This is a genomic window from Azospirillum brasilense (assembly GCF_005222205.1).
GTDB lineage: Bacteria > Pseudomonadota > Alphaproteobacteria > Azospirillales > Azospirillaceae > Azospirillum > Azospirillum brasilense_G.
The window spans coordinates 1050015-1072158 of record NZ_CP032345.1 but is presented as its reverse complement, the minus strand read 5'-3'; the positions used below and the strand labels follow the sequence as shown (position 1 = coordinate 1072158).

The following is a 22144-nucleotide window of genomic DNA, read 5'->3' as shown; positions in this document are numbered from 1 at the left end:
GCTGCAAGGGGAATTTCCGAAGCGTTAACAGCCTTGGGTTTTTTCCATCGGGCGGGGGATCGCCGCCGCTTGGCCGCCGCCGTTGACCAACGGCGAGGACCGGATTATGCCGGGCCGGCCTGTATCATGGGAAAGGGCAGTGACATGAACGCGAAGAATGCTGTGGTGCTGGTCAGCGGCGGGCTGGACTCCACGACGGTGCTGGCCATCGCCCGGGAGCAGGGCTATCGGCTGAACGCGCTCAGCTTCCGCTACGGGCAGCGCCATGCGGTGGAGCTGGAGGCGGCCAAGCGCGTCGCCGCGGCCATGGCGGTGGACCGCCACGTCATCGCCGACATCGACCTGCGGGCCTTCGGCGGCTCCGCCCTGACCGACGCCATCGCCGTGCCCAAGCACGCCAGCGCGGCGGATCTGGGGACGGGCATCCCGGTGACCTACGTCCCGGCGCGCAACACGGTGTTCCTGTCCTTCGCCCTGGCCTGGGCCGAGACGCTGGAGGCGTCGGACATCTTCATCGGCGTGAACGCGCTGGACTATTCCGGCTATCCGGACTGCCGGCCCGAATACATCGCCGCCTTCGAGACCATGGCGAACCTCGCCACCAAGGCGGGGGTGGAGGGCACCAGCCGGTTCAAGATCCACGCCCCGCTGATGACGCTCGACAAGGCGGGCATCATCCGCCGCGGGCTGGAGCTGGGGGTGGATTACGGCCTGACCCACTCCTGCTACGACCCGGCGCCGGACGGCGCCGCCTGCGGCTCCTGCGACAGCTGCTTGCTGCGGCTGAAGGGCTTCCGGGAGGCCGGGCTGTCCGATCCGGTGGCCTACGGGGGCGGGGTCTGATGCGCGGCGCCAACCCGGTCCGCCCGCAGGAGGGGGGCGACGGCCAAAGCCTGTGGATACAGGAGGTCTTCTACACCCTTCAGGGCGAAGGCCCCTTCGTCGGGGAGCCCAGCGTCTTCGTGCGGACCGGCGGCTGCAACCTGCGCTGCCACTGGTGCGACACCGACTTCGAAAGCTCGCCCTGGCGTCCCTCCCTGGACGAGCTGCTGGCCCGCATCGGGGAGCTGCGCCCCGCGGTCTGCGACCTGATCGTGCTGACCGGCGGGGAGCCGCTGCGCCAGAACGTCGTCCCGCTGATCCGCACCCTGCTGGAGCGGGGCCTGCGCGTGCAGATCGAGACGAACGGCACGCTGTGGCTGGACGGCATGCCGGACGACCCGCGCTTGACCATCGTGTGCAGCCCGAAGACGCCCGGCCTGCACCCGGACCTCGTGCCGCGGGTGTCGGTCTACAAATACGTGCTGGCGGCGGGGGAGAGCGATCCCGGCGACGGGCTGCCCACCCTGTCCACCCAGTTGCCGGGGCAGGGCGCCCGGCTGTTCCGCCCGCCGCCCGGCGCCGCCGTCACGGTGATGCCGCGCGACGACGGCGATGCGGAGCGGAACGTCGCCAACCGGCAGGCCTGCACCGCCGTGGCGCTGGCCCACGGCTACCGGATGAGCGTCCAGCTTCACAAGCTGCTGGGGATCGCCTGAAGCCTGAAGCCTGAAGCCTGAAGCCTGAAGCCTGAAGACGGTGCCCGCTACAGGTCGTTGATGCTCATGTCCCCGCGCAGCCACCACGGCGCGCCCGGCAGGCCGAGGTAGCCGGCGTCCAGGTGATGCTCCGGCACGCCGCGGAAGATCACCGTGTTGGTCGGCGTCTCCTCGATCTCCACCTCGACGCAGCGCAAGGGCGAGGTCTCCGCGGCGAACAGCGCGTTGGCCTTGGCCATCATGCAGGCGGCCAGCGCCTCGGTCGTCGGATCGCCGGGGGTGATCAGCAGCATGGGCAGCTTTTCCGGCTCGTGCTCCCGGAAATAGCCGATCAGCGGGTCGCGGTGGGAGAGCTGGAGCGCGTGGTCGACATGCCCGTCGATCCAGCGGTGCCAGGTCGCCTTGGCCCGCGCGAAGGACTCCACCATGTTCGCCGCCCCGTCGAGCGGTGCGGGGCCCACGGCCTCCAGCTTCACCGAAACGGTCTCGTTGTGGCCGTGCGGCACGGCGCATTTGACGGAATCGCCGGCGATCAGGCGATGGGCCATGCTGAAGCGCCGCCGGAAGAGCAGCGTGAACTCGTTCGTGGTCATAAAGTGAACCTAGCCGTTCCTCAATGCGCTGGGAACAGGCCCTTGGGCCTGATCGCCAGAACCACCGCCATCAGCACGTAGATCGCCATGGAGGCGAGCGCGGCCCCGGCGGCGCTGGCGTTGGCGGCGTCCATCACCAGACGGAAGGCGGCGGGCAGCAGGGCGCGGCCCAGCGTGTCCACCATGCCGACCAGCAGGGCGCCGGCCAGCGCCCCGCGGATCGAGCCGATGCCGCCGATCACGATGACCACGAAGGTCAGGATCAGGATCTGCTCGCCCATCCCGACCTGCACGGCCAGCACCGGCCCGGCCATGGCGCCGGCCAGCCCGGCGAGCCCGCAGCCCAGCGCGAAGACCAGCCCGAACAGCAGCCGGACATCCACCCCCAGCGCCATCACCATCTCGCGGTTGGTGGCGCCGGCACGGATCAGCATGCCGATCCGCGTGCGGGCGATCAGCAGCCAGAGGAACACCGCCACGGCGATGCCCACGACGAGGATCGCCAGCCGGAAGGCCGGGTATTTCAGCCCGAACAGGTCCACCGTCCCGGCCAGCGCCGCCGGCGGGTTCAGGAAGATGGGGACCGGGCCGAAGACGATCTTCACCAGCTCGTTGAAGAACAGGATCAGCCCGAAGGTCGCCAGCACCTGATCCAGGTGGTCGCGGCGGTAGAGCGTGCGCAGCGCCACCGCCTCCACCACCAACCCGAGCAGCGCCGTCAGCAGCACGGCCGCCGCCAGCGCCAGCGGGAAGCTGTCCAGCACTGGCACCAGCGCCGCCGTCAGGTAGGCGCCGACCATGTAGAAGGTGCCGTGGGCGAGGTTGATGAGGTCCATGATGCCGAAGACGAGCGTCAGCCCGGCGGCCATCAGGAACAGCATCACCCCGAGCTGAAGCCCGTTCAGCCCCTGTTCGACGAGGAGGAGCGCGTCCATTCTCCGGCGTCCTGCCTGCGCCTCACTTCATCGGGCAGTCTTTGACGTAGGCGTCGGCGTGGTTGGCGAAGACCGTGGCGACGGTCTTGTTGGTCACCGCACCGTCCGCGCCCTTCACCACTTCACGCAGGTAGATGTTGTGGATCGGGTAGTGGTTGGTGTTGAAGGTCACCGCGCCGCGCAGGCTGTCCATCTTCGCCGAGGCCAGCGCGGCGCGCAGCTTGTCCTTGTCCTTGAGGTTGCCGCCGACCGCCTTCACCGCGGTGTCGATCAGCAGCGCCGTGTCGTAGCCCTGGGCGGCGTACATGGACGGGATGCGCCCGTACTTGGCCTTGAAGTCGGCGACGAACGTCTTGTTGGCGGCGTTGTCGAGGTCGGGGCTCCACTGCGCCGAGTTCTTCACGCCGAGCGCGGACTCGCCGACCGCCGCCAGGATGTCCTGGTCGAAGGAGAAGCCGGGGCCGAACAGCGGCACGGCGCCCTTCAGCCCGGCCTGCTCGTACTGCTTGATGAAGTTGATGCCCATGCCGCCGGGGTAGAAGACGTAGACGGCGTCCGGCGCCGCGGCCTTGAGCTGCGCCAGCTCCGCCGCGTAGTCGAGCTGTCCGACCTGGGTGTAGACCTCGCCCGCGACCGCGCCCTTGTAGTAGCGCTTGAAGCCGGCCAGACCGTCCTTGCCCGCCGGGTAGTTGGGGGCCATCAGATAGACCTTCTTGAAGCCCTCGTCCTGGACATGCTTGCCCACGGCCTCGTGGATCTGGTCGTTCTGGTAGGCGGCGTTGAAGAAGTACGGGTTGCACTGCGCGCCCGCCAGCTGCGACGGGCCGGCGTTCGGGCTGATGAAGAAGGTCTGCCCGCCGGCCAGCGTCGGCAGCATCGCCAGCGCGAGGTTCGACCAGACCACGCCGGTCACCACCTGCACGCGGTCGCGCTCGACCATGCGGTTGGCGAGGCCGACGGCGACGTCCGGCTTCTGCTGGTCGTCCGCCTCGATGACCTGGGTGTCCTGCCCGCCCAGCTTGCCGCCCGCATGCTCCACCGCCAGCGCGAAGCCGTCGCGGATGTCGATGCCCAGGCCCGCGCCGGGGCCGGACAGGGTGGTGATCATGCCGATCTTCAGCGTGTCCGCCGCCGCCGGGGTGGCGAGCAGGGCCAGCGCGGAGGCCAGCGTAAGCAGGTTGCGGGTCATGACGGTCCAGCCTCCAGGGGAATTATGATTGATTTATGGGCAGTGCGAATGTCAGGCGGCCCGCATCCGTTCGTCCGCCCGCTTGTCCGCCCAGGCGCGCGCCGTGGACGGGCGGCCCTCGGCGTCGATCAGGCCGCGGGTGAAGAGTTCCTCGACATGGCGGATGAAGAAGGCGGCGGTGCTCTCCCGCTCCCAACGCTCCATCCAGTTCTGCTCCAGGAAGGCGAGGATCGCCGGCTGGCCCAGCTCGGCCTCCCACAGCACGCCCAGCAGGGAGGTCTGCTGCTCCTCGTGCATGCATTCCTCGAAGGTCAGCTTCTGCTGGCCGCGCGCTTCCTTGCGCAGCGTCGTCTCCGGCCCCGGCCCCAGGCCGAAGTCGTAGAGCGGACGGCGCTCGGGCGCGGCGACCAGCCAGTGGGCGACCTCATGCACGATGACCGTTGATTCCACGTCGGTGCGGATGACTTCGCCGTCCCACATGAAGGAGGTGTTGGGCGGCTCGTCCAGCGTGCCGATGCCGTGGGCGTGGGCCAGCCGCACCGCCTCGGCGCGCTGCTCCGGGGTGTCGACGCCGCCGGGCACCGGCCACGTTGCGGCGATGCGCCGGAAGGCGGCGAGGGGCAGGGGCTTGCCGGCCAGCAGGCGCTCGAAGGTCGCCAGGGCCTCCGGCATCGTCTCGGCCGGGATCGGGGTCAGGATCATGATGGGAAAAGCGGTCCGGGGTGCGCAATGACCCCTATTTGCCCAACAGGGCCGGGGCGGCGCAAGAAAAACCCCTCCTCCATCGCAATCGGATGGAGGAGGGGTGAAGACGAAACCGTCAGGCGGCCCGCATGTCGGTCAGGAAGCGGGAGACGAAACCGCGCAGACCCTCCGCCTCGCCGGTCAGCCCGTCGGCGGCGTCGAGCACCTGGCGGGAGGCGTCGCCGGTGGCTTCCGCCGCCTGGGTCACCCCGGCGATGTTGCCGGATACCTCCTGCGTGCCGCGGGCGGCCTGCTGGACGTTGCGGCTGATCTCCTGGGTGGCCGCGCCCTGCTCCTCGACCGCCGCGGCGATGGTGGTGGAGATGTGGCTGATCTCGCCGATCACGCGGCCGATCTCGGCGATGGCCCCGGCGGCCTCGCGGCTGACCTGCTGGATGCCGGCGATCTGGCCGGAGATGTCCTCGGTCGCCTTGGCGGTCTGGTTGGCGAGACTCTTGACCTCGCTTGCCACCACGGCGAAGCCCTTGCCGGCCTCACCGGCGCGGGCCGCCTCGATGGTCGCGTTGAGCGCCAGCAGGTTGGTCTGGCTGGCAATGTCGTTGATGAGCTGCACCACCTCGCCGATGCGCTGGGCGGCGTCGACCAGCCCACGCACGGTGGTGTCGGTCCGCTCGGCGGTGCTGACCGCCTGCCCGGCGATGCTGTTGCTCTGGGCGACCTGCCGGCTGATCTCCTGGATCGAGCTGGACAGCTCCTCCGCGGCGGCGGCGACGGTCTCCACGTTGGCGGTCGCCTGGGTGGAGGCGGCGGCGACGGCGCTGGCCTGCCGGGTGGTCTGCTCGGCGGTGGCCGACATGCCCTGGGCCGTGCTGTTGAGCTGGGTGGCGGCGGAGGAGACGCGGCCCAGCACCTCCATCACCATGCGGTCGAACTCGCGGGTCAGGGAGTCGATGCGCTCCGACCGTTCGCGGCGGGTCGCATGCTCGGCGGCCTGCTCGGCGGCCATGCGGTCGGCCTCGATCAGGCTGTGCTTGAAGACCTCGACGGCCTTGGCCATGCCGCCGATCTCATCGCCGCGGTCGAGGCCGGGCACGTCCACCCGGCGGTCGCCGCCGGCCAGACGGGTCATGGTGTCGGTCATCGAGACGATGGGCCGCGACAGGCCGCGCCCGATCAGCAGGGCGGAGATCAGCCCCAGCAGGACGGCGACCACGGCGGCGGCGGTGGTCACCGTCCGGGCGCGGTCGATGTTCTCCGTGGCGGTGGTGCCGAGCGCCGCCTGCTGGCGGGCGCTGGCTTCGCGCAGCTGCTCGACCCGCGCGTTGACGGTCGGGCCGAGCGTCTCCAGCACCTGCGAGACCAGCTCGTCCCGCTTGGTGGTGGCGACGACCGCCTTCTCGAACTGGGTGGCGAAGACGCGCTGGTAGGCCAGGAAGGAGGAGGCGCCGCGGCGGCGCTCCAGCTCGGTCAGCTTGGCGAGCATCGCGTTGCCGCGCTCGCGGGCGCTCTGCAGCTCCTTGCGGAAGCTGTCGGCGCTCTCCGCCGAGCCGTCGGTCAGGAAGCGGTTGACGGCGTTCCGGGCGGACAGGAAATGGCGGGACGCCATGCCCGCCTGATAGGCGGCCTCGGTGTCGCCGTCACCGTAGGCGCTGTCCATGACGCCGCTCAGCGCCTTCTCCATCTTGGTCCCGAGATCCACAAGCTCCGCCGCCGCCTCGTTGCGGGTCGCCTGGAATTCCATGATGCGGGTGAAGGCCTCGCGGTACTGGCCCAGCTCGTTGTCCATCTGCGTCACCGTGCGGTTCAGCGTCGGCTCGGTGAACAGGGTCTTGGCCTCGTCGATCCGCCCGTCGAGGTCGGCCGCCAGCGAGTCCACCGTGTGGGCGGCCTCCTCGCTGCCGGTCAGCAGGAAGGTCTTGGCGTGGAGCTGGACCTCCAGCATCGTCGCCTGGATGCGCCCGACCTCGGTGGTCTGGCGGGCCAGCGTCTGATAGGTCGCGAAGCCGTGCTTGGCGTCCATCAGGGCATAGACCCCAAGGCCGCCGATGGCGACCAGGAAGAGGAGAACCCCGGCGTTCGCCGCGGTGATCTTGGTGCCGACCCGAAGATGGTTGAACAGGCTCATGGTCGGGAAAACTCCGGATGAGGCTGAATGGTTTAGGTACAAAACATGGCAGTGCACGCTTACCAATTCATTAAGTGTGCCAACTGGTTTCCGGTCCCCGAAAACGGGCATGGGGCCCCTCCGCGCACGCTTGGGGATGTCCTTATCCTTCCGGGTTCTGGCGGATTCGCGGGGCCTTGGAATATTTGTCGGGACCGCGGCGTTAGCCCACCAGCGACGGACCGTTCCGGCGCCGGTTCCAGCGGTGTGCTGGTCACGGCTTAGGCCGTGGATGGTCACAATAGAGGCGTTTTGCTCATCCACATGTATCGTGCTATATGCCAAAGGGCGAAGCGCTCCGCCGGGGACGCCTGCATGGACCCCCCCGACCCGGCTCGTGATGATCTTACCCAACGGCCGGCCATGTCCCTGACCGACGCGCCCACTCTGGCGGCATCCGCCAACGCCCCACCCACCACCGTCCCCAAGCCGAGCGACGCCGCTTCCGCCCCGAAGCCGTCGCGCTCCGCCCGCACGAAGCGGGGGCGTCTGTCGGTGGTGATCCCCTTCTACAACGAAGGCCTCAACATCGCGGCGCTGTTCGAGCGGCTGGTGCCGGTGCTCGACCGGCTCGACGCCGAGTGGGAGGTGGTCTGCGTCAACGACGGCAGCCGCGACGACACGCTCGACCGCCTGCTGGACGTCCATGACGCCGACCCGCGGGTCAAGGTGGTCGACCTGTCGCGCAACTTCGGCAAGGAGCTGGCCCTGTCGGCCGGGCTGCGCCACACCACCGGCGACGCCGTGGTGCCGATGGACGCCGACCTGCAGCACCCGCCGGAGCTGCTGCCGCAATTCCTCGCCAAATGGCGCGAGGGCTACGACGTGGTCGTCGCCGTGCGCCACGCGCGGGTGGGGCAGAGCCTGAAGCACCGGATGTTCGCCCGCGCCTTCTACTGGATCTTCGACAACCTGTCGGAGGTCAAGCTGCCGCGCGAGGTCGGCGATTTCCGGCTGATGGACCGGCGGGTGGTCGACGTCATCAACCGCATGCCGGAACGCACGCGCTTCATGAAGGGCATCTTCGCCTGGGTCGGTTTCCGTCAGGCCAGCATCCCCTACCAGCAGGGGGAGCGCGCCGGCGGCGACACCAAATGGGGCTTCCTGAAGCTGCTCAGCCTGTCCTTCGACGGGCTGACCGCCTTCTCCACCTTCCCGCTGCGGGTGTGGAGCCTGGTGGGCATGGCGATCTCCGGCTTCGCCTTCGTCTACATCCTGCTGCGCCTGCTGCGCACCCTGATCTACGGCATCGACGTGCCCGGCTATGAATCGCTGCTGGCCGCGGTGCTGTTCATGGGCGGCATCCAGCTCGTCACGCTGGGGGTCATCGGCGACTATCTCGGCCGCGTGTTCAACGAGGTGAAGGGGCGTCCCCTCTACATCGTCCGTTCCGCGCACGGCTTCGAGGACGAGACCGCCGCTCCGGCATCCAATTTGGCGGCCAATCCGGGGGCCAATGCAGGCGCTTGGCGCCGGCCCGGAAGCGAGGACCGCCCTTCATGAGCCTGATGCCGCCGCTCGGCCTGAATCCCCTCGGGGCGTCGTCCCCGGCGGGCGCCCTGACGCAACGCCGCGCCGGCGCCCTGTGGGACGACATGGCGCGCGCGCTTCTGCTGTGCCTGATCATCCTCGCCGCGCTGACCTTCCGGAACTACGGGATCAGCACCGACGAGGAGGTGCAGCACATCTACGGCAAGAAGCTGCTGTCCTTCTACCTGTCCGGCTTCACCGACCGGTCGGCCTTCCATTTCAAGGACCTGTATCTGTATGGCGGGCTGTTCGATCTGGTGACCGCGCTGGTGGTTCCGATCTCGCCGTTCGAGGAGTACGAGACGCGCCACCTGCTCTGCGCGCTGGTCGGGGTGCTGGGTATCGCCGGCTGCTGGCGCTATGCGCGGCTGCTGGCCGGGCCGCGGGCGGGCTTCCTGGCGGCGGCGCTGCTGGCGCTGTCCGGCGTCTATTACGGCGCCATGTTCAACAACACCAAGGACGTGCCCTTCGCCGCGGGCATGGTGTGGACGCTTTACTTCGCCACCCGCATCATCGGCCAGATGCCGGCCCCGCGCCGCAGCGCCGTGCTGAAATTCGGGCTGGCGCTCGGCCTGACCCTGTCGATCCGGGTGGGCGGGGTGCTGGCCGGCTTCTACCTCGCGGTGGCGCTGGCGCTCTATGTCGTGCTGGTGGCGTGGCAGGGCGGGCTGCGGCCGGCGCTGGGCGTCGTCCGGCGCTCCGTGCCGCCCCTGCTGCCGGCCATCCCGCTGGCCTACGCGGTGATGGCGCTGTTCTGGCCCTGGGCGGTGCAGAAGCCGTTGAACCCGCTGGAGGCGCTGCGCGTCGTCTCGCACTTCCCCATCGACATCCAGACGCTGTTCATGGGGCAGATGGTCAGCTCCGCCGCCCCGCCGGCGCTCTATCTGCCGGTCTATCTGGGCGTGAAGCTGCCGGAGGCGGTGCTGCTGGGCACCCTGGCCGCGGTGGTGCTGGCCGCCCTGTGGGTGGTGCGCGGCGGCTGGCGGAGCGTGGACGGCGCCTTCGGCGCGGTGCGCTGGGTGCCGCTGGCGCTGGCGGCCTTCCTGCCGGTGATCCTGTTCATGCTGATGCGCCCGTCCGTCTACAACGGCATCCGCCATTTCCTGTTCGTGGCGCCGCCCATGGCGGTGCTGGCCGGCATCGCCTTCGACCGGCTGTGGAGCGGGGCCGAGGCGGTGGGCAGGCGTACGGGGCAGGCGTACGGGGCGGCGGCCATCGCGGTGGCCGTGCTGTACGCGTGGCAGCTCGGCGCCATGCACCCGAACCAGTACGTCTACTACAACCAGTTCACCGGTGGGCTGAAGGGCGCCGAGGGCCGGTTCGAACTGGATTACTGGGGCAACTCCCAGCACGAGGCTCTGGCCGAGCTGGTCGCGCTGGTGGAGCGCGAGAACGGTGGCAAGGCGCCGCCGCGCCAGTACACCCTGTCGGTCTGCGGCAACACGCTGGCCGTCCGCTTCGAGCTGCCGCCCTGGCTGAAGCTGGTCAACGGCAGCGGGCTGGACTGGCGCAAGGCCGACTTCTTCATGGCCTTCACCCAGGTCAAGCAGTGCCCCAGCCTGCTCGGTGGCCAGCCGATCATCGAGATCGCCGCCGACGACGTGCCGCTGACCATCGTGAAGGACCGCCGCCCGCCGTTGGCGGAGATACCGACCGAGTAGACTGCCTCTCACCGGTCTAACCCGCCCGGCGCGGCCTGCTCCGTTGGCGTGATGTCCGTCCGCGGGCGTACCCGCGGGCGGGGCGGCTTCCCACTCTTCCCTCAGCGCGCATTCCGCGCGCCGATGACGGAGGGTGGGGATGCGGGGGCCGGTGCTCGGTGTCGTGTCGTTTCTTGCGCTCACCGTCTGGGCGACGGCGCCGGCCCCGGCGGACGCGGTGCCCCCGGACCGTCTTCGGGAGGCGGTGACGGCGCTGGCCGACCGCCGTCTCGAGGAGGCGGGGGCGGGCAGCATCGTGGTCGGGGTGATCCGCGACGGGCGCAGCCTCGTCGTCGGGCGCGGCGACAGCGGGCGGCCCGATGGCGGCCCGCCGGACGGGCGCACCCTGTTCCAGATCGCCTCGCTGACCAAGCCCTTCACCGGCACCATCCTGGCGGAGCTGATCCGCGCCGGGCGCGTCGCCCCGACCGACCCGCTGGCCCGCCATCTGCCCAAGCCGGTCCACGCCCCCGACTTCGACGGCACGCCGATCCGCCTGCTCGACCTCGCCACCCACACGGCGGGGCTGCCCAACGTGCCGGAGACTCCGCGCTTCTCCTGGAGCCGGCTGGAGGACCCGCGCAACCCCTACAAGCCGCTGACGCGGGAGGAGGTGGGGGCGTGGCTGTCCGGCTTCAGCCTGACGGTGCCGCCGGGCACGCGCTTCCGCTACTCCAACGTCGGCATGGCGGTGCTGGGGGAGGCGTTGTCCACCGCCTCCGGCATTCCCTACGAGACCCTATTGAAACGGGTGGTCACCGACCGCTTCGGCATGACCGACACCACCCTGGCGCCCAACGCCGGGCAGCGCGCCCGCAAGGCGGTGGGCCACGCCCGCGGGCAGGTCGTGCCCGACTGGGAGGCGCCGGCCATGCAGCCCTCCTTCGGCCTCTACTCCACCGCCGACGACCTGCTGCGCTGGCTGCGCGCCAACATGGGCGACTGCACCGGCCTGGGAAAGGCCGCCTGCGACGGCGAGACCACCGCGACGCTGGCGCTCGCCCAGTCGGTGCAGGTGGACGGGCGGGCGCTGCGCGACCCGGGGGCGCTGGGGCAGGGGGCGATGGCGCTGGGCTGGTTCGTCGCCTGGGCGGCGGACGGCACGCCGATCCTCTGGCATTCCGGCTCCACCGGCGGCTTCAACGCCTACATCGCCTTCTCACGCGCCCACCGCTGGGCCGCGGTGGCCCTGACCAACAGCGACCCCGAGCGGATCACCGCCGACCGGGTGGTGGGCGATCTGATCTGGCAGCTGGAGAGGGCGGCGGAGCGGCGCTGAGGCCGGCAAAGGGGAACGCGACCGCGGTCAGTGCAACAGGCCGCCGGGCGGCAGGCGGTCGGGAGGGGTCAGGATCTGCGAGGCCGGTTCGGCGATCGGTCCGGCCTGGTGGTGGGCCAGCCGCCATTCGCCGTCCTCGCGCGCGAACAGGTTGGTCGCGGCCAGGACCGCGTCGCCCACCATCTCCTCGCACAGCACGACCGCGGTGTCGCCGTACAGGCTGACGCGTTCGTTGCGCGCCTGCACCGCCGGGCCGCGGGGGGACCGCAGCACGTCCTGCCAGCTCGACACCACCGCCTCCCGGCCGAACAGGATGGTCCAGCCGGGATGGATGCAGGACACCGGCAGGCGGGCGGCCCACAGCCGGTCCATGGTGGGAAAGTCGCGCGCGGTGAAGGCCTGGTAGAAAGCCCGGTTCGCGGCCAGCACGGCGTTGCGGTCGGTCGTGGGGCGGTCGGTCATGGGGAAGCGAATCTCCGAAACAGCGAAAGCCGCTTCTATACAGGCAGCCGGCTCAACGGCAAGCATGGGCTCCCGTTATCACAGATCGCACCCCTTTTGCGGGCACCCTTTGTGGGAAAACGGCCCGCCCGTCCTCACGCCGTGATGTCGACCTTCTGGGAAGCGTCCGCCGCGGCGGCGCCCTTGGCGGCGCTGCTGCTGCCGTCGGTCAGGCCGGCGATGGGCTGCGACAGGTCGAGATTCAGGTGCATCACGCCATCGGCGCTCTTGGTCGGGGTCAGGGCGCCGAGGCCGCTCATCCCGCCCTTCGCGGCCATGCCGTTCAGCTTCTCCAGGACGCCCTTGATCTCATCGTCGCTGAAGCCGTTGGCGCGGACGATCATGCCGGTGGCCTTGCCGGACACCTTGGTCGTGGCGGCGGAGAACATGGCGCTGCCCGAGCCGTCCGCGTTCAGCGTCGCCGACAGGCCGCGGTCCTCGCGGGTGAAGTCCAGGGTGGACTTGGCGAAGGAGATGCGGACCGACTTGTCGCCGTCCTGGATGGTCAGTTCCATGCCACGGGATTCGATGGACCACTGCGAGCGGGCTTCCTCCATGCTCATGCCCATCTGGCTGAAATCCATGGACTTCAGCTTGTCCTTCATGGCGCTGCCGAAGTCGCCGACGGCGCCCTTCACGTCGTCGTCCGACATGCCCAGCCCGCCGAGCAGGCTGCCGAGGTCGCCGGCCATGTTGTCGATGGCCTTCTCGAACAGGCCGGAAAGGCCCTTGGACTGCTCCAGCGCCTTCTGCATGATCTGCTCGGCCTGCTTGGCCCGGTCGGCCATCGCCTGGGCGCCGGTCTTGCCGCCGGCGGCCGCGTCGCCCGCCGCACCGGCGTTCGCGCCGTCGGCGCCCGCCGCCGGCTTCTTGCCGGACAGGTTGTCGAGCAGGTTTTCCATCGACTGGCTGATCGTGTAGGCCGGGCTGGCGCTTTTCGCGGGAGTCGCGGCGTCGGCGGCGGGGGTTGCGGCCTTGGCGCCGTCCGCGGCCTTGCTCTCGGTTGCCTTCTTGGCGGTGTTCGCCTGCTGCAGGACCGTGCTGGTCGTCCCTGTCGGTCCGGACATTTCCGAGTAATACATCGCCGCCTCCCGCGCGTCATCGTTTCGCCGTAAGGGTATGATCGAACCGGAGTCCTTTACCACAGGTTAATTCGTCGCAGCCTTCCTGCAACGCCCGGTCGAAACTCTTCGGTTTCGAAGGATTTTATCAGTTTTTGCTTGCGGAGTCCTCCACGGGCGCCAGGGGTTGGGTGGCCGGACCGTTCAAAACCGTCCCGTCCACGGCGAAGCGGGAGCCGTGGCAGGGGCAATCCCAGCTCCGCTCGCCGGGATTCCAGCGCACCACGCATTTCAGGTGGGGGCAGATGGCGGAGCGGCGGTGCAGCGCCCCCGACTCGTCGCGGAAGACGGCGACGGGCCAGACTCCCGATTTCAGGACTGCGCCCTGGCCGGGTTGGATGCGGTCCTCGCCCTCCAGCTCCGGCCCCTGGACGTAGGGCAGGAAGTGGCGTGCCACGTCCAGATTTTCCCGTAGATAGGTGCCGAGCTTGTTGGTCATCTTGCGGCCGGGATCGTAGAGCGCGGCCCAGGGGCTGCCGCTGCCGTGGATCAGCTCGCACAGGACCAGCCCGGCGATGGTGCCGTGGGTCATGCCCATGCCGCTGTCGCCCGTCGCCACGAAGACCCGCCCCCCATAGGCCGGGTCGGGGCCGATGAAGGCCAGCCCGTCGAAGGGCTCCATCACCTGCCCGGACCAGCGGTGCTCGACCGCCCCCGCCTGGGGAAAATGCGCGCGCGTCCAGGCCTCCAGCGCGGCCCAGCGTTCGGCCATGTCGCGGGCCTCGCCGGTCTTGTGGTCCTCGCCGCCGACGATCAGCCGGTCGTGGTCGGCCTCCGGCTGGAGCCGCACGTAATGATAGGTGTCGAGCGTGTCCCAATAGAGGGCGTCGGGCACGCTGCCCTTCGGCACCCGCAGGGAGATGGCGTAGGTGCGGTAGGGCGCCTGCTTGGAATGGATGGCGAAGCGGTCGCTGATCGGGGAGTTGGTGGCGACGACCACCGCGTCGGCCTCGACCAGCGCGTGGTCCGGCCCGGCCTCGACGCGCACGCGCTCCCCGTCCTGCCGGATGGTGGAGACGTGCGCCCCGGTGGACAGCGCGCCGCCGCGCGCCAGGAAGGCGCGGGTCAGCCCGGCCAGATAGTCCAGCGCGTGGACGCGCGCCTGCCGGGGGAAGCGCAGGCAGGGACCGGGATGCCGGATCGGCGGGGCGTCCAGCCGCTCGACATCGTCCAGCCCGGCCCGACGGGCGGCGTCGCGCTCGCGGTCCAGCCCGGCGGGGTCCTGTTCCGGCGCCAGCATCAGATAGCCGTCGAGCCGGGCGAAGCCGCAGTCGATGCCCTCCTCGCGGGCGATCCGCTCGATGGTGTCGATGGCGGCGCCGTGGCTCTCCGCCGCCATGCGGGCGCCGGATTCGCTGTGCAGCCGTTCGATCTCGGCGAAGCGGTCGTCGATGACGTTGGAGAGATGCGCCGTGGTGCGCCCGGTCTCGCCGCCGCCGGGCGGCCCGTCGTCCAGCAGCAGCACTGACTTGCCGGAGCGCTGGAGCAGATAGGCCGTGGTCACCCCGGCGATGCCCGCCCCGACGACGATCACGTCTGGCCGCAAGGCAGCCAGCCCCGCCGCGGTAGGGGCGACCGTCCCGGCGGGCATCGCCGCCCCGCCGCGGTCCATCCAGACGGAGGTCGTGGCACCGGAACTTTGCCCGGACTTCTGCATGACCGGTCATCCTTCTGTTGGCGTCCTGTCCTTCCGGCAACACAGCGTTTGGTGGCGCGGTTCCGCTGCGGCCGCGCGCCGCTTCCGCCCCCGGCCTTCGGCTGTTACGGTGTCGCCGATCCGCCGCTTCCCCGGACGACGCCGCCATGACCGACCGTTTTTCCATCGCGCTGGCCCAGATCAACCCGACCGTCGGCGCCATCACCGCCAACATCGACCGCATCCGCAACGCGCGGGCGGAGGCCGCCGCGCGCGGCGCCGACCTGATGGTCTGCCCGGAGCTGGCGGTGACCGGCTACCCGCCGGAGGATCTGGTGCTGAAGCCCTTCTTCCTGGACGTGGTGGAGCGGGCGGTGCGTGAACTCGCCGCCGAGACGGCGGACGGCGGCCCGGCTTTGCTGGTCGGCGCGCCCTGGCGCGACGGCGGCAAGCGTCACAACGCCGCCCTGCTGCTCGACGGCGGGCGGATCGCGGCGACCCGCTTCAAGGTGGACCTGCCGAACTACGGCGTCTTCGACGAGAAGCGCCTGTTCGACCCCGGCCCGCTGCCCGGCCCGATCAACGTCCGCGGCTTGCGGCTGGGTGTGCCGATCTGCGAGGACATGTGGTCCGCCGACGTGATCGAGACGCTGGCGGAAAGCGGGGCGGAGATCCTGGTGGTCCCCAACGGCAGCCCGTTCGAGCTGGGCAAGCACGACCAGCGCGTGCAGCTCGCCGTGCGGCGGGTCACCGAGTCCGGCCTGCCGCTGATCTACGTGAATCAGGTGGGCGGGCAGGACGAGCTGGTCTTCGACGGCGCCAGCTTCGCGCTGGGCGCCGATCGCCGGCTGGTTGCCCAGGCCCCGGCCTTCGTCGAGCATCTGTTGATCACCCGCTGGGAGCGCGGCGAGGACGATGTCTGGACCTGCGCCGACACGGAATGCGTCGCCCCGCCGGACGAGTTGGAGGCGGTCTACGCGGCGCTGGTGCTGGCCTTGCGCGACTATGTGGCCAAGAACCGCTTCCCCGGAGTCATCCTCGGCCTGTCGGGCGGCATCGATTCGGCGCTGGCGGCGGCCATCGCGGTGGACGCGCTGGGCGCCGGGCGGGTGCACGGCGTGATGATGCCGTCGCCCCACACCGCGCCGGAGAGCCAGGAGGACGCCGCGGAGTCGGCGGAACTGCTCGGCTGCCGGCTCGACACCGTGCCCATCCTGCCGGCGATGGAGGCGTTCGAGCGGATGCTGCGGCCGGCCTTCGCGGGGCGCGACCCGGACGTCACGGAGGAGAACATCCAGGCGCGGGCCCGCGGCGTCACGCTGATGGCGCTGTCCAACAAGTTCGGCCCGATGGTGCTGTCCACCGGCAACAAGTCGGAGATGTCGGTCGGCTACGCCACGCTCTACGGCGACCTGTGCGGCGGCTTCGCCGTGCTGAAGGACGTCTACAAGACGACGGTCTACGCGCTGGCGCGCTGGCGCAACGCGCATGTGCCGGAGGGGGCGCTCGGCCCGGCGGGCCGCGTCGTGCCGGAGCGGGTGCTGGTCAAGGCCCCGACCGCGGAGCTGAGCCCCGGCCAGACCGACCAGGACACGCTGCCGCCCTACGAGGCGCTGGACGACATTCTGCGCTGCCTGATCGAAGAGGATCTGGGCGTCGCCGAGATCGTCGCCCGCGGCCACGCGCCGGAGGTGGTGAACGCGGTCTGGGGCATGCTGCATGCGGCCGAATACAAGCGCCGCCAGGCGCCTCCCGGCCCGAAAATCACCCGGCGGCAGTTCGGCCGCGAGCGGCGCTACCCGATCACCAACGGCTTCGGCAGCCTCCTGTGAGGGGGACCTCCTACTCCCCGCCGGTCTTCCGCGCCAGGAAGCCCTGCGCCGGGTTGTAGCCGTAGATCGCGCCGCCGAGGAACAGGGCCAGCGCCAGCACCGTCCAGCCCAGCGCCGGAAGATTCACCTCCCGGTACAGTGCGAAGCGGATCAGCTCGACCGCTTGGCTGAAGGGGTTGACGGTGCACAGGACGTACAGAAGCTCCCCGGCCTCCTGCATCTTCCACAGGGGATAGAGCGCGGTGGACAGGAAGAAGGTCGGGAAGATGACGAAGTTCATCACGCCGGCGAAATTCTCCAGCTGCCGGATGGCCGAGGACAGCAGCATCCCCAGCGCCCCCAGCATCAGCCCGCTGACCACCAGCGCCGGCAGGACCGTCACGTAGCCGAGCGGCGGCGCCTGCACCCCGTAGACCCAGGCGACGGCGAGGAAGGCGTAGACCTGGAGGATCGACACCGCCGTCCCGGCCAGCAGCTTCGCCGTCAGCAGGAACCAGCGGGGCAGGGGGCTGACCAGCAGCATCCGCATGCTGCCCATCTCGCGGTCGTAGACCATCGACAGCGAGCTTTGCATCCCGTTGAAGAGCTGCACCATCCCGGCGAGGCCGGGGACGATGTAGACCTCGTAGGGGATGTAGGTCTCATAGGGCGGGGTGATGGCGATGCCCAGGGCCGCGCGGAAGCCCGCCGCGAAGACGAACAGCCAGAGCAGCGGACGGACCAGGGCCGACAGGAAGCGCTCCCGCTGGTGGACGAAGCGCAGCACCTCGCGCCCGACGATCCCGCCGAGGGCGCGCGCGCAATGGGCGGGGGCATTGTGGGCGGGGGCCGTCACGCCGCCTCCTTCGCGGTCAGCCGGGTGAAGCTCTCGGTCAGCGAGTCCGCCCCGGTCGCGCGGTTCACCTCCGTCACCGGCCCGGCGGCGCGGACCCGACCGCGATGGATCACCACGACGCGGTCGCCGTCGCCGATCTCGTCGATCAGGTGGGTGGCCCAGAGCACGGCGATGCCGCGCTCCCGGCACAGCGCGTGGGCATGCTCGACGATGGCACGGCGCGCCGGGACGTCCAGCCCGACGGTCGGTTCGTCCAGCACCAGCAGGGCCGGCTCGTGCAGCAGGGCGCGGGCCAGCTCCACCCGGCGGCGGTGGCCGCCGTTCAGCGCCCGCACCGTCTCGCCGATGCGCTCCGCCATGCCCAGCCGCTCCAGCGACTCCCGCGCCCGCGCCTCGGCGGTGCGGCGGGGGATGCCGTGCAGGGCGGCGAAGTAGAGCAGGTTCTGCCGCACCGTCAGGTCGAGGTCGAGCGTCGGCTGCTGGAACACCACCCCCATGCGGCCCAGCGCCCTGGCCGGATCCCGCCGCAGGTCGATGCCGCCGATGCGGATGGTGCCGCCCGGCGATTCGAACAGGCGGGTGATCAGCGCGAACAGCGTCGTTTTGCCCGCCCCGTTGGGGCCGAGCAAGGCGGTGAAGGACCCCGCCCCGACCGCCAGCGACACGTCCTTCAGCGCGAAGGTCCCGCGCCCGTAGGCGTAGCTCAGCCCCTCGACCGACAGCGCCGGTTCCGCCATGCCCTTACCCTTTCACGCGCTTAGCCCTTCACCGCAACGCCCCAGGGGTAGCGGCCGACCTTGATCGACTTGACGACCTTCAGGCTGTCCACGTCGATCACCGACACGTCGCCCGACACGCCGTTGGTGGCGTAGAGCCGCTTCTGGTCGGGCGACAGGTCGAGCTGCCAGACGCGGCGGCCGACCAGCAGATAGTCCTTCACCGCGAAGGTCTGGGCGTCCACCACCGCGACATGGTTGGCCGGGCCGAGCGCCACGAAGGCGTAGCGCCCGTCGTCGGTCAGCTTGATGCCCACGGGCTGGATGCGGTCCTGGGGCACGCCCTTGATCTTGAAGCGGATGGTCTGCGCCACCTTGCGGTCGGCCGTGTCGATCACCGACAGGGTGCCGCCGATCTCCGCCGACACCCACAGGCGGCTGCCGTCCTTGCTGAACTGGGCGTAGCGCGGGCGGGCGTCGACCAGCGTGTTGTCGACGACGGCGCGCTTCTCCGTGTCGATCCAATGGACCATGTTCGTCGTCTCCGACGTGTTCACCGCCCATTTGCCGTCGGGGCTGACCGCCATGCCCTCCGGCTCCACGCCGACATCCACCTGATAGGCGACCTTGCGGCTGGGCACGTCCACGATGGTGACGACGTTGCTCTCCTCGTTGGCGATGAACAGGTGCTTGCCGTCGGGGTGCAGGGCGAACAGCTCCGGGTCCTCGCCCGAGGGCAGGTTGTGCAGGATCTTCTTGGTCGCGAGGTCCATGACCTGCACCGTGTCGTCGTCGCTGGCGCAGATGTAGAGATGCTTGCCGTCCGCGCTCAGCGTGATGCCGCGGGGGCGCCGCCCGACCTTCACCGTCTCCGTCACAGTCAGGGTCGCGCCGTCGATGATGGACAGGGTGTTGTCCTTCTCGTTCGAGACATAGACGGTCTCCGCCAAAGCAGGAACGGCGCAGCCGGCCAGCAGCGCGGCGAGGAGAAGGGAGCGGGCGGTGGTCATCGGGGCGGCGTCCTCTTGGCGGAAATGATGGAGATGATTCAGCGGCGGCAGCCCGTTTCGGGCTGGTCGTGGCCCAGCGTGTCGAGTTCGGTTCGGGGGTGCAGGAAGCCGTCCTGCGGCGAGACGGACACCAGCGAGCGGTCGGCGGCGAGAAGCACCGGCTGGCGCAACTGCCCGTCCCAGCTGCGGAAGGACAGCGGCACGCCCTTGAAGGCGGCCAGCGTGAAGTCCGGCCCGCGGATGTGGGCGGCCAGCGCCGCGGGGTCGGTGGAGCGGGTGCGGGTCGCCGCTTCGCCCACCGCGCGGATGGCCGCCCAGACGGCGTGGTCGCGGGGCAGCATGGTGCGCTGGGCGGCGGCCTTGAAGCGGGACTGGAGCTGTGCCGCCCCCCAGGCCTCGTGGGCGCGGTGCCAGTTGGTGGGGACGAGGCCCTGCGTGCCGGCGACCGGGCGCGGCTCCCAGGTGCGGTACAGGACGTAGTCGCCGAAATCGCCGATCTCGTCGGCGACGATCACCACGTCGTGGCGCTTGCCCTGGGTGAAGACGGGCATTTCGGCCTGGGCGGTGCGGCGGGCGTCGTGGTCCTCGCTCCAGGTCTTCTCCTCGACCACCTCGGCGCCGAAGCGCTTGGCGGCCCGCTTCACCGCGGCGGCGTAGAGCCGGTCCTCGGGCCGGGTTCCGACGATCAGCAGCCACTTCGTCCAGCGCTTGACCGCCAGATACTGGGCCAGCGCGTCGGCCAGCATGGCGCGGTCGGGGGCCGTGTGCAGCAGGTTGGGCGCACACAGCGCGTTGCGCAGGCTGTCGTCGGTCGAGCCGGCGTTGAACAGCAGCAGGTTCGCCGCCTCGGGCAGGCGGGCCAGCGCGCCGGGCGTCTCGCCGGGCAGGTCCAGCACGACGATGCGGTGCCCGGCGGCGGCGAGGTCGCGCAGCGCCTGCGCCGGGTCGCCGTCGATGGGGACGGTCACCGCCTCCAGTTCGAAACGCTGCTTCAGGAAGCGGCCCGTGGAGTTGTTATCGGCCACGGCGAGACGGGCGCCGGCCACCCCTTCGTCGGCGGGCGGTTCGTCGAGGTTGGACAGGGCGGGGGGATGCTCGACCTCCTGCGTCAGGTAGGCGATGCGGACGGTCGAAAGGTCTGCGGATGCCTCCTGCGAAAAGGCGGCCGGCGGGGCGCACAGCCCGCCGGCCAGCAAGGCGATCTGCATCAAGGAGGGTAACCATAAGCTGAAACGCATCGCGGGTTTGCACTCGCTCGGTTTCGGGAGACCAGGGTATCCCCGCCGGGCGGCGTCCCGGAATGCAACTTTGGTACGATTGCGCGGGCGGAAAATGGCGTTTCGGTCCGATCGCGGGGGAAGCCGCGCACGGTTGCTACCAAAGTCCAATTATTGGCGTCGCGGACCGCCCGCTATGCTCCGGGGCAACGGACAACGCTCCCTTCGCATCTTCTCTGAATGAGGACGCCCCTTATGAACGCACGGCTTCTCCGGCTTGCGATGGCCGGTATCCTGACCGGCGCGGCCGCCGTCGCCTCCACGGTTGTCCCCACGGCGGCCTTCGCCCATGGCGACGTGACCCCCCAGGCCGTGGACACCACCGGCCTCGACAAGCTGGGCGAGGAATGGCGCGACGCGAACCCCTACCGTGGCAACCCGCGCGCGATCGAGATCGGCTCTTCCGCATTCAACCAGAACTGCGCGCGCTGCCATGGGCTGGGCGCGGTGTCGGGCGGCATCGCCCCGGACCTGCGCTATCTGGACAAGGGCGACACCGGGGACGAGTGGTTCAAGGAGCGGGTGATCAACGGTTCCATCCGCAACGGCGTCACCTACATGCCGCGTTTCGGCGAGGCGCTGGGCCAGGAGGCGCTGTGGGCGATCCGGTCGTGGCTGGAGACGGTGCACGAGGAATGAATGCGTTTGGAATGACGAGGCTTCCGACGCGACGCCACCTGCTGTCCTTCGCCGCCGCCGCGCTGGCCGCCGGGGTTCTCCCCCGGCGCGCCGGCGCGCGCCCGTTGGACGACGTGGTGGCCGCCGGGCGGCTGATGGTCGCGGTCTACCGCGACAACCCGCCCTTCTCCCACCGCAAGGGCGGCGCCCTGGTGGGCGTGGATGTGGACATCGCCCGCGCCATCGCCGGGCGGCTGGGCGTCGGCGTCGAGTTCATGGAGCTGACCGCCGGGGAAACCGTGTCGGACGACCTGCGCAACGCGGTGTGGCGCGGCCCGGTCGTCGGGGGCGGCGTGGCCGACGTGATGATGCATGTGCCCTACCAGAAGGAGTTCGGGCTGCGCAACCCGGAGGCCGTTCTGTTCGGCCCCTACCAGCGGGAGGGCTTCGCGCTGGCCCGCAACCCGATGCGCATGACCCAGCCGATGCTGGCCTCCCTGCCGGACGAGCCGGTGGGGGTGGAGATCGACAGCATCCCCGACTTCTACCTGCTGGGGGCCTTCGGCGGGCGGCTGCGCGAGCGGCTGGTCCACTACATGACGATCCCCGAGGCGGTCGAGGCCCTGGTCAGGGGCGACGTCGCCGCCGTCGTCGCGACGCAGAGCCAGGTGGAGGCCGCGTTGGGCGACCGCGCCGCCGGCTTCCCCATCACCCCGGTGACCTTCCCCGGCATGATGGCGTCGAGCTGGGACATCGGCATGGCGGTGAAGGAGAACTCCCGCGATCTCGCCTACGCGGTGGGCGACGCGGTGACCGCGATGCTGGAGGACGGGAGTTTGCCGGAGATTTTTCGCAGGCATGGGGTGACGCACAACGCGATTCCGGTGGAGTGACGGTGCTTGCCCCCCTCCCAACCTCCCCCCGCTTCGCAGGGGGAGGAGCTTGATTCCCTCCCCTGCGCAGCG

The 22144-nt window shown here is 70.2% G+C and carries 20 protein-coding genes; 8 read left to right on the top strand and 12 right to left on the bottom strand.

From position 1 onward, the window contains the following. Positions 1–144: 144 nt before the first annotated feature. Together queC and D3869_RS05240 are read left to right on the top strand one after the other, a co-directional pair. Positions 145–843, top strand: coding sequence for a 7-cyano-7-deazaguanine synthase QueC (gene queC / locus D3869_RS05245; RefSeq protein WP_137139213.1), 699 nt, complete (start codon positions 145–147; stop codon positions 841–843). After that, complete coding sequence (locus D3869_RS05240; protein ID WP_137139212.1) at positions 843–1538, top strand: 7-carboxy-7-deazaguanine synthase QueE; 696 nt, start codon at positions 843–845, stop codon at positions 1536–1538. Before queC ends, D3869_RS05240 begins: the two co-directional genes overlap by 1 nt. Before the next feature lie 47 nt (positions 1539–1585). On the opposite strand, the gene D3869_RS05235 is transcribed toward D3869_RS05240, so the two are convergent. The 5 genes from D3869_RS05235 to D3869_RS05215 form a co-directional block, all read right to left on the bottom strand. Next, positions 1586–2131 (bottom strand): 6-pyruvoyl trahydropterin synthase family protein, encoded by a 546-nt coding sequence (locus D3869_RS05235; RefSeq protein ID WP_137139211.1) that lies wholly within the window; start codon positions 2129–2131, stop codon positions 1586–1588. 20 nt (positions 2132–2151) lie between these two features. After that, positions 2152–3066, bottom strand: a complete 915-nt coding sequence (locus D3869_RS05230; protein ID WP_137139210.1) for a branched-chain amino acid ABC transporter permease — start codon at positions 3064–3066, stop codon at positions 2152–2154. A 22-nt stretch (positions 3067–3088) separates the two neighbouring features. Then, entirely contained in the window at positions 3089–4255 is a 1167-nt protein-coding gene (locus D3869_RS05225; RefSeq protein WP_137139209.1) for an ABC transporter substrate-binding protein, read from the bottom strand. A gap of 51 nt (positions 4256–4306) precedes the next feature. Then, complete coding sequence (locus D3869_RS05220; protein WP_137139208.1) at positions 4307–4957, bottom strand: elongation factor P hydroxylase; 651 nt, start codon at positions 4955–4957, stop codon at positions 4307–4309. 118 nt (positions 4958–5075) lie between these two features. Continuing rightward, complete coding sequence (locus D3869_RS05215) at positions 5076–7085, bottom strand: methyl-accepting chemotaxis protein (RefSeq protein ID WP_137139207.1); 2010 nt, start codon at positions 7083–7085, stop codon at positions 5076–5078. 402 nt (positions 7086–7487) lie between these two features. Here D3869_RS05215 and D3869_RS05210 point away from each other — a divergent pair, with 402 nt between their 5' ends. From D3869_RS05210 to D3869_RS05200, 3 genes are all read left to right on the top strand, one after another. Beyond that, positions 7488–8627 (top strand): glycosyltransferase family 2 protein, encoded by a 1140-nt coding sequence (locus tag D3869_RS05210; protein WP_137139206.1) that lies wholly within the window; start codon positions 7488–7490, stop codon positions 8625–8627. Further along, complete coding sequence (locus D3869_RS05205) at positions 8624–10315, top strand: glycosyltransferase family 39 protein (RefSeq protein ID WP_137139205.1); 1692 nt, start codon at positions 8624–8626, stop codon at positions 10313–10315. Before D3869_RS05210 ends, D3869_RS05205 begins: the two co-directional genes overlap by 4 nt. 139 nt (positions 10316–10454) lie before the next feature. Continuing rightward, the gene (locus D3869_RS05200; RefSeq protein ID WP_137139204.1) at positions 10455–11633 is read left to right on the top strand and encodes a serine hydrolase domain-containing protein; all 1179 of its coding nucleotides are present in this window, start codon (positions 10455–10457) and stop codon (positions 11631–11633) included. Between the two features lie 27 nt (positions 11634–11660). Here the strand turns inward: D3869_RS05200 and D3869_RS05195 are convergent, their stop codons facing one another. The 3 genes from D3869_RS05195 to D3869_RS05185 form a co-directional block, all read right to left on the bottom strand. After that, the gene (locus tag D3869_RS05195) at positions 11661–12095 is read right to left on the bottom strand and encodes a nuclear transport factor 2 family protein (protein ID WP_137139203.1); all 435 of its coding nucleotides are present in this window, start codon (positions 12093–12095) and stop codon (positions 11661–11663) included. 134 nt (positions 12096–12229) lie between these two features. Continuing rightward, the gene (locus D3869_RS05190; protein WP_137139202.1) at positions 12230–13216 is read right to left on the bottom strand and encodes a hypothetical protein; all 987 of its coding nucleotides are present in this window, start codon (positions 13214–13216) and stop codon (positions 12230–12232) included. Between the two features lie 127 nt (positions 13217–13343). Beyond that, a complete protein-coding gene (locus tag D3869_RS05185; RefSeq protein ID WP_211114954.1) occupies positions 13344–14912 on the bottom strand; it encodes an FAD-dependent oxidoreductase in 1569 nt (522 codons plus the stop codon). Positions 14913–15058: 146 nt separating this feature from the next. Here D3869_RS05185 and D3869_RS05180 point away from each other — a divergent pair, with 146 nt between their 5' ends. Then, positions 15059–16723 (top strand): NAD+ synthase, encoded by a 1665-nt coding sequence (locus D3869_RS05180; RefSeq protein WP_137139201.1) that lies wholly within the window; start codon positions 15059–15061, stop codon positions 16721–16723. Between the two features lie 10 nt (positions 16724–16733). Here the strand turns inward: D3869_RS05180 and D3869_RS05175 are convergent, their stop codons facing one another. From D3869_RS05175 to D3869_RS05160, 4 genes are read right to left on the bottom strand one after another with little or no spacing between them, the layout of a single operon-like run. Continuing rightward, entirely contained in the window at positions 16734–17558 is an 825-nt protein-coding gene (locus tag D3869_RS05175; RefSeq protein WP_137139200.1) for an ABC transporter permease, read from the bottom strand. Beyond that, positions 17555–18295: an ABC transporter ATP-binding protein gene (locus tag D3869_RS05170; protein ID WP_137139199.1), complete on the bottom strand. Its 741-nt coding sequence runs from the start codon at positions 18293–18295 to the stop codon at positions 17555–17557. Before D3869_RS05170 ends, D3869_RS05175 begins: the two co-directional genes overlap by 4 nt. 20 nt (positions 18296–18315) lie before the next feature. Further along, a complete protein-coding gene (locus D3869_RS05165) occupies positions 18316–19284 on the bottom strand; it encodes a YVTN family beta-propeller repeat protein (RefSeq protein ID WP_137114988.1) in 969 nt (322 codons plus the stop codon). Positions 19285–19322: 38 nt separating this feature from the next. Next, positions 19323–20492, bottom strand: a complete 1170-nt coding sequence (locus tag D3869_RS05160) for an ABC transporter substrate-binding protein (RefSeq protein WP_137139198.1) — start codon at positions 20490–20492, stop codon at positions 19323–19325. A 264-nt stretch (positions 20493–20756) separates the two neighbouring features. Between D3869_RS05160 and pedF the strand changes: the two genes are divergently transcribed. Next, positions 20757–21200 (top strand): cytochrome c-550 PedF, encoded by a 444-nt coding sequence (pedF, locus tag D3869_RS05155; RefSeq protein WP_137139197.1) that lies wholly within the window; start codon positions 20757–20759, stop codon positions 21198–21200. Positions 21201–21211: 11 nt separating this feature from the next. Continuing rightward, positions 21212–22072, top strand: a complete 861-nt coding sequence (locus tag D3869_RS05150) for a substrate-binding periplasmic protein (protein ID WP_137139196.1) — start codon at positions 21212–21214, stop codon at positions 22070–22072. Positions 22073–22144 lie beyond the last annotated feature (72 nt).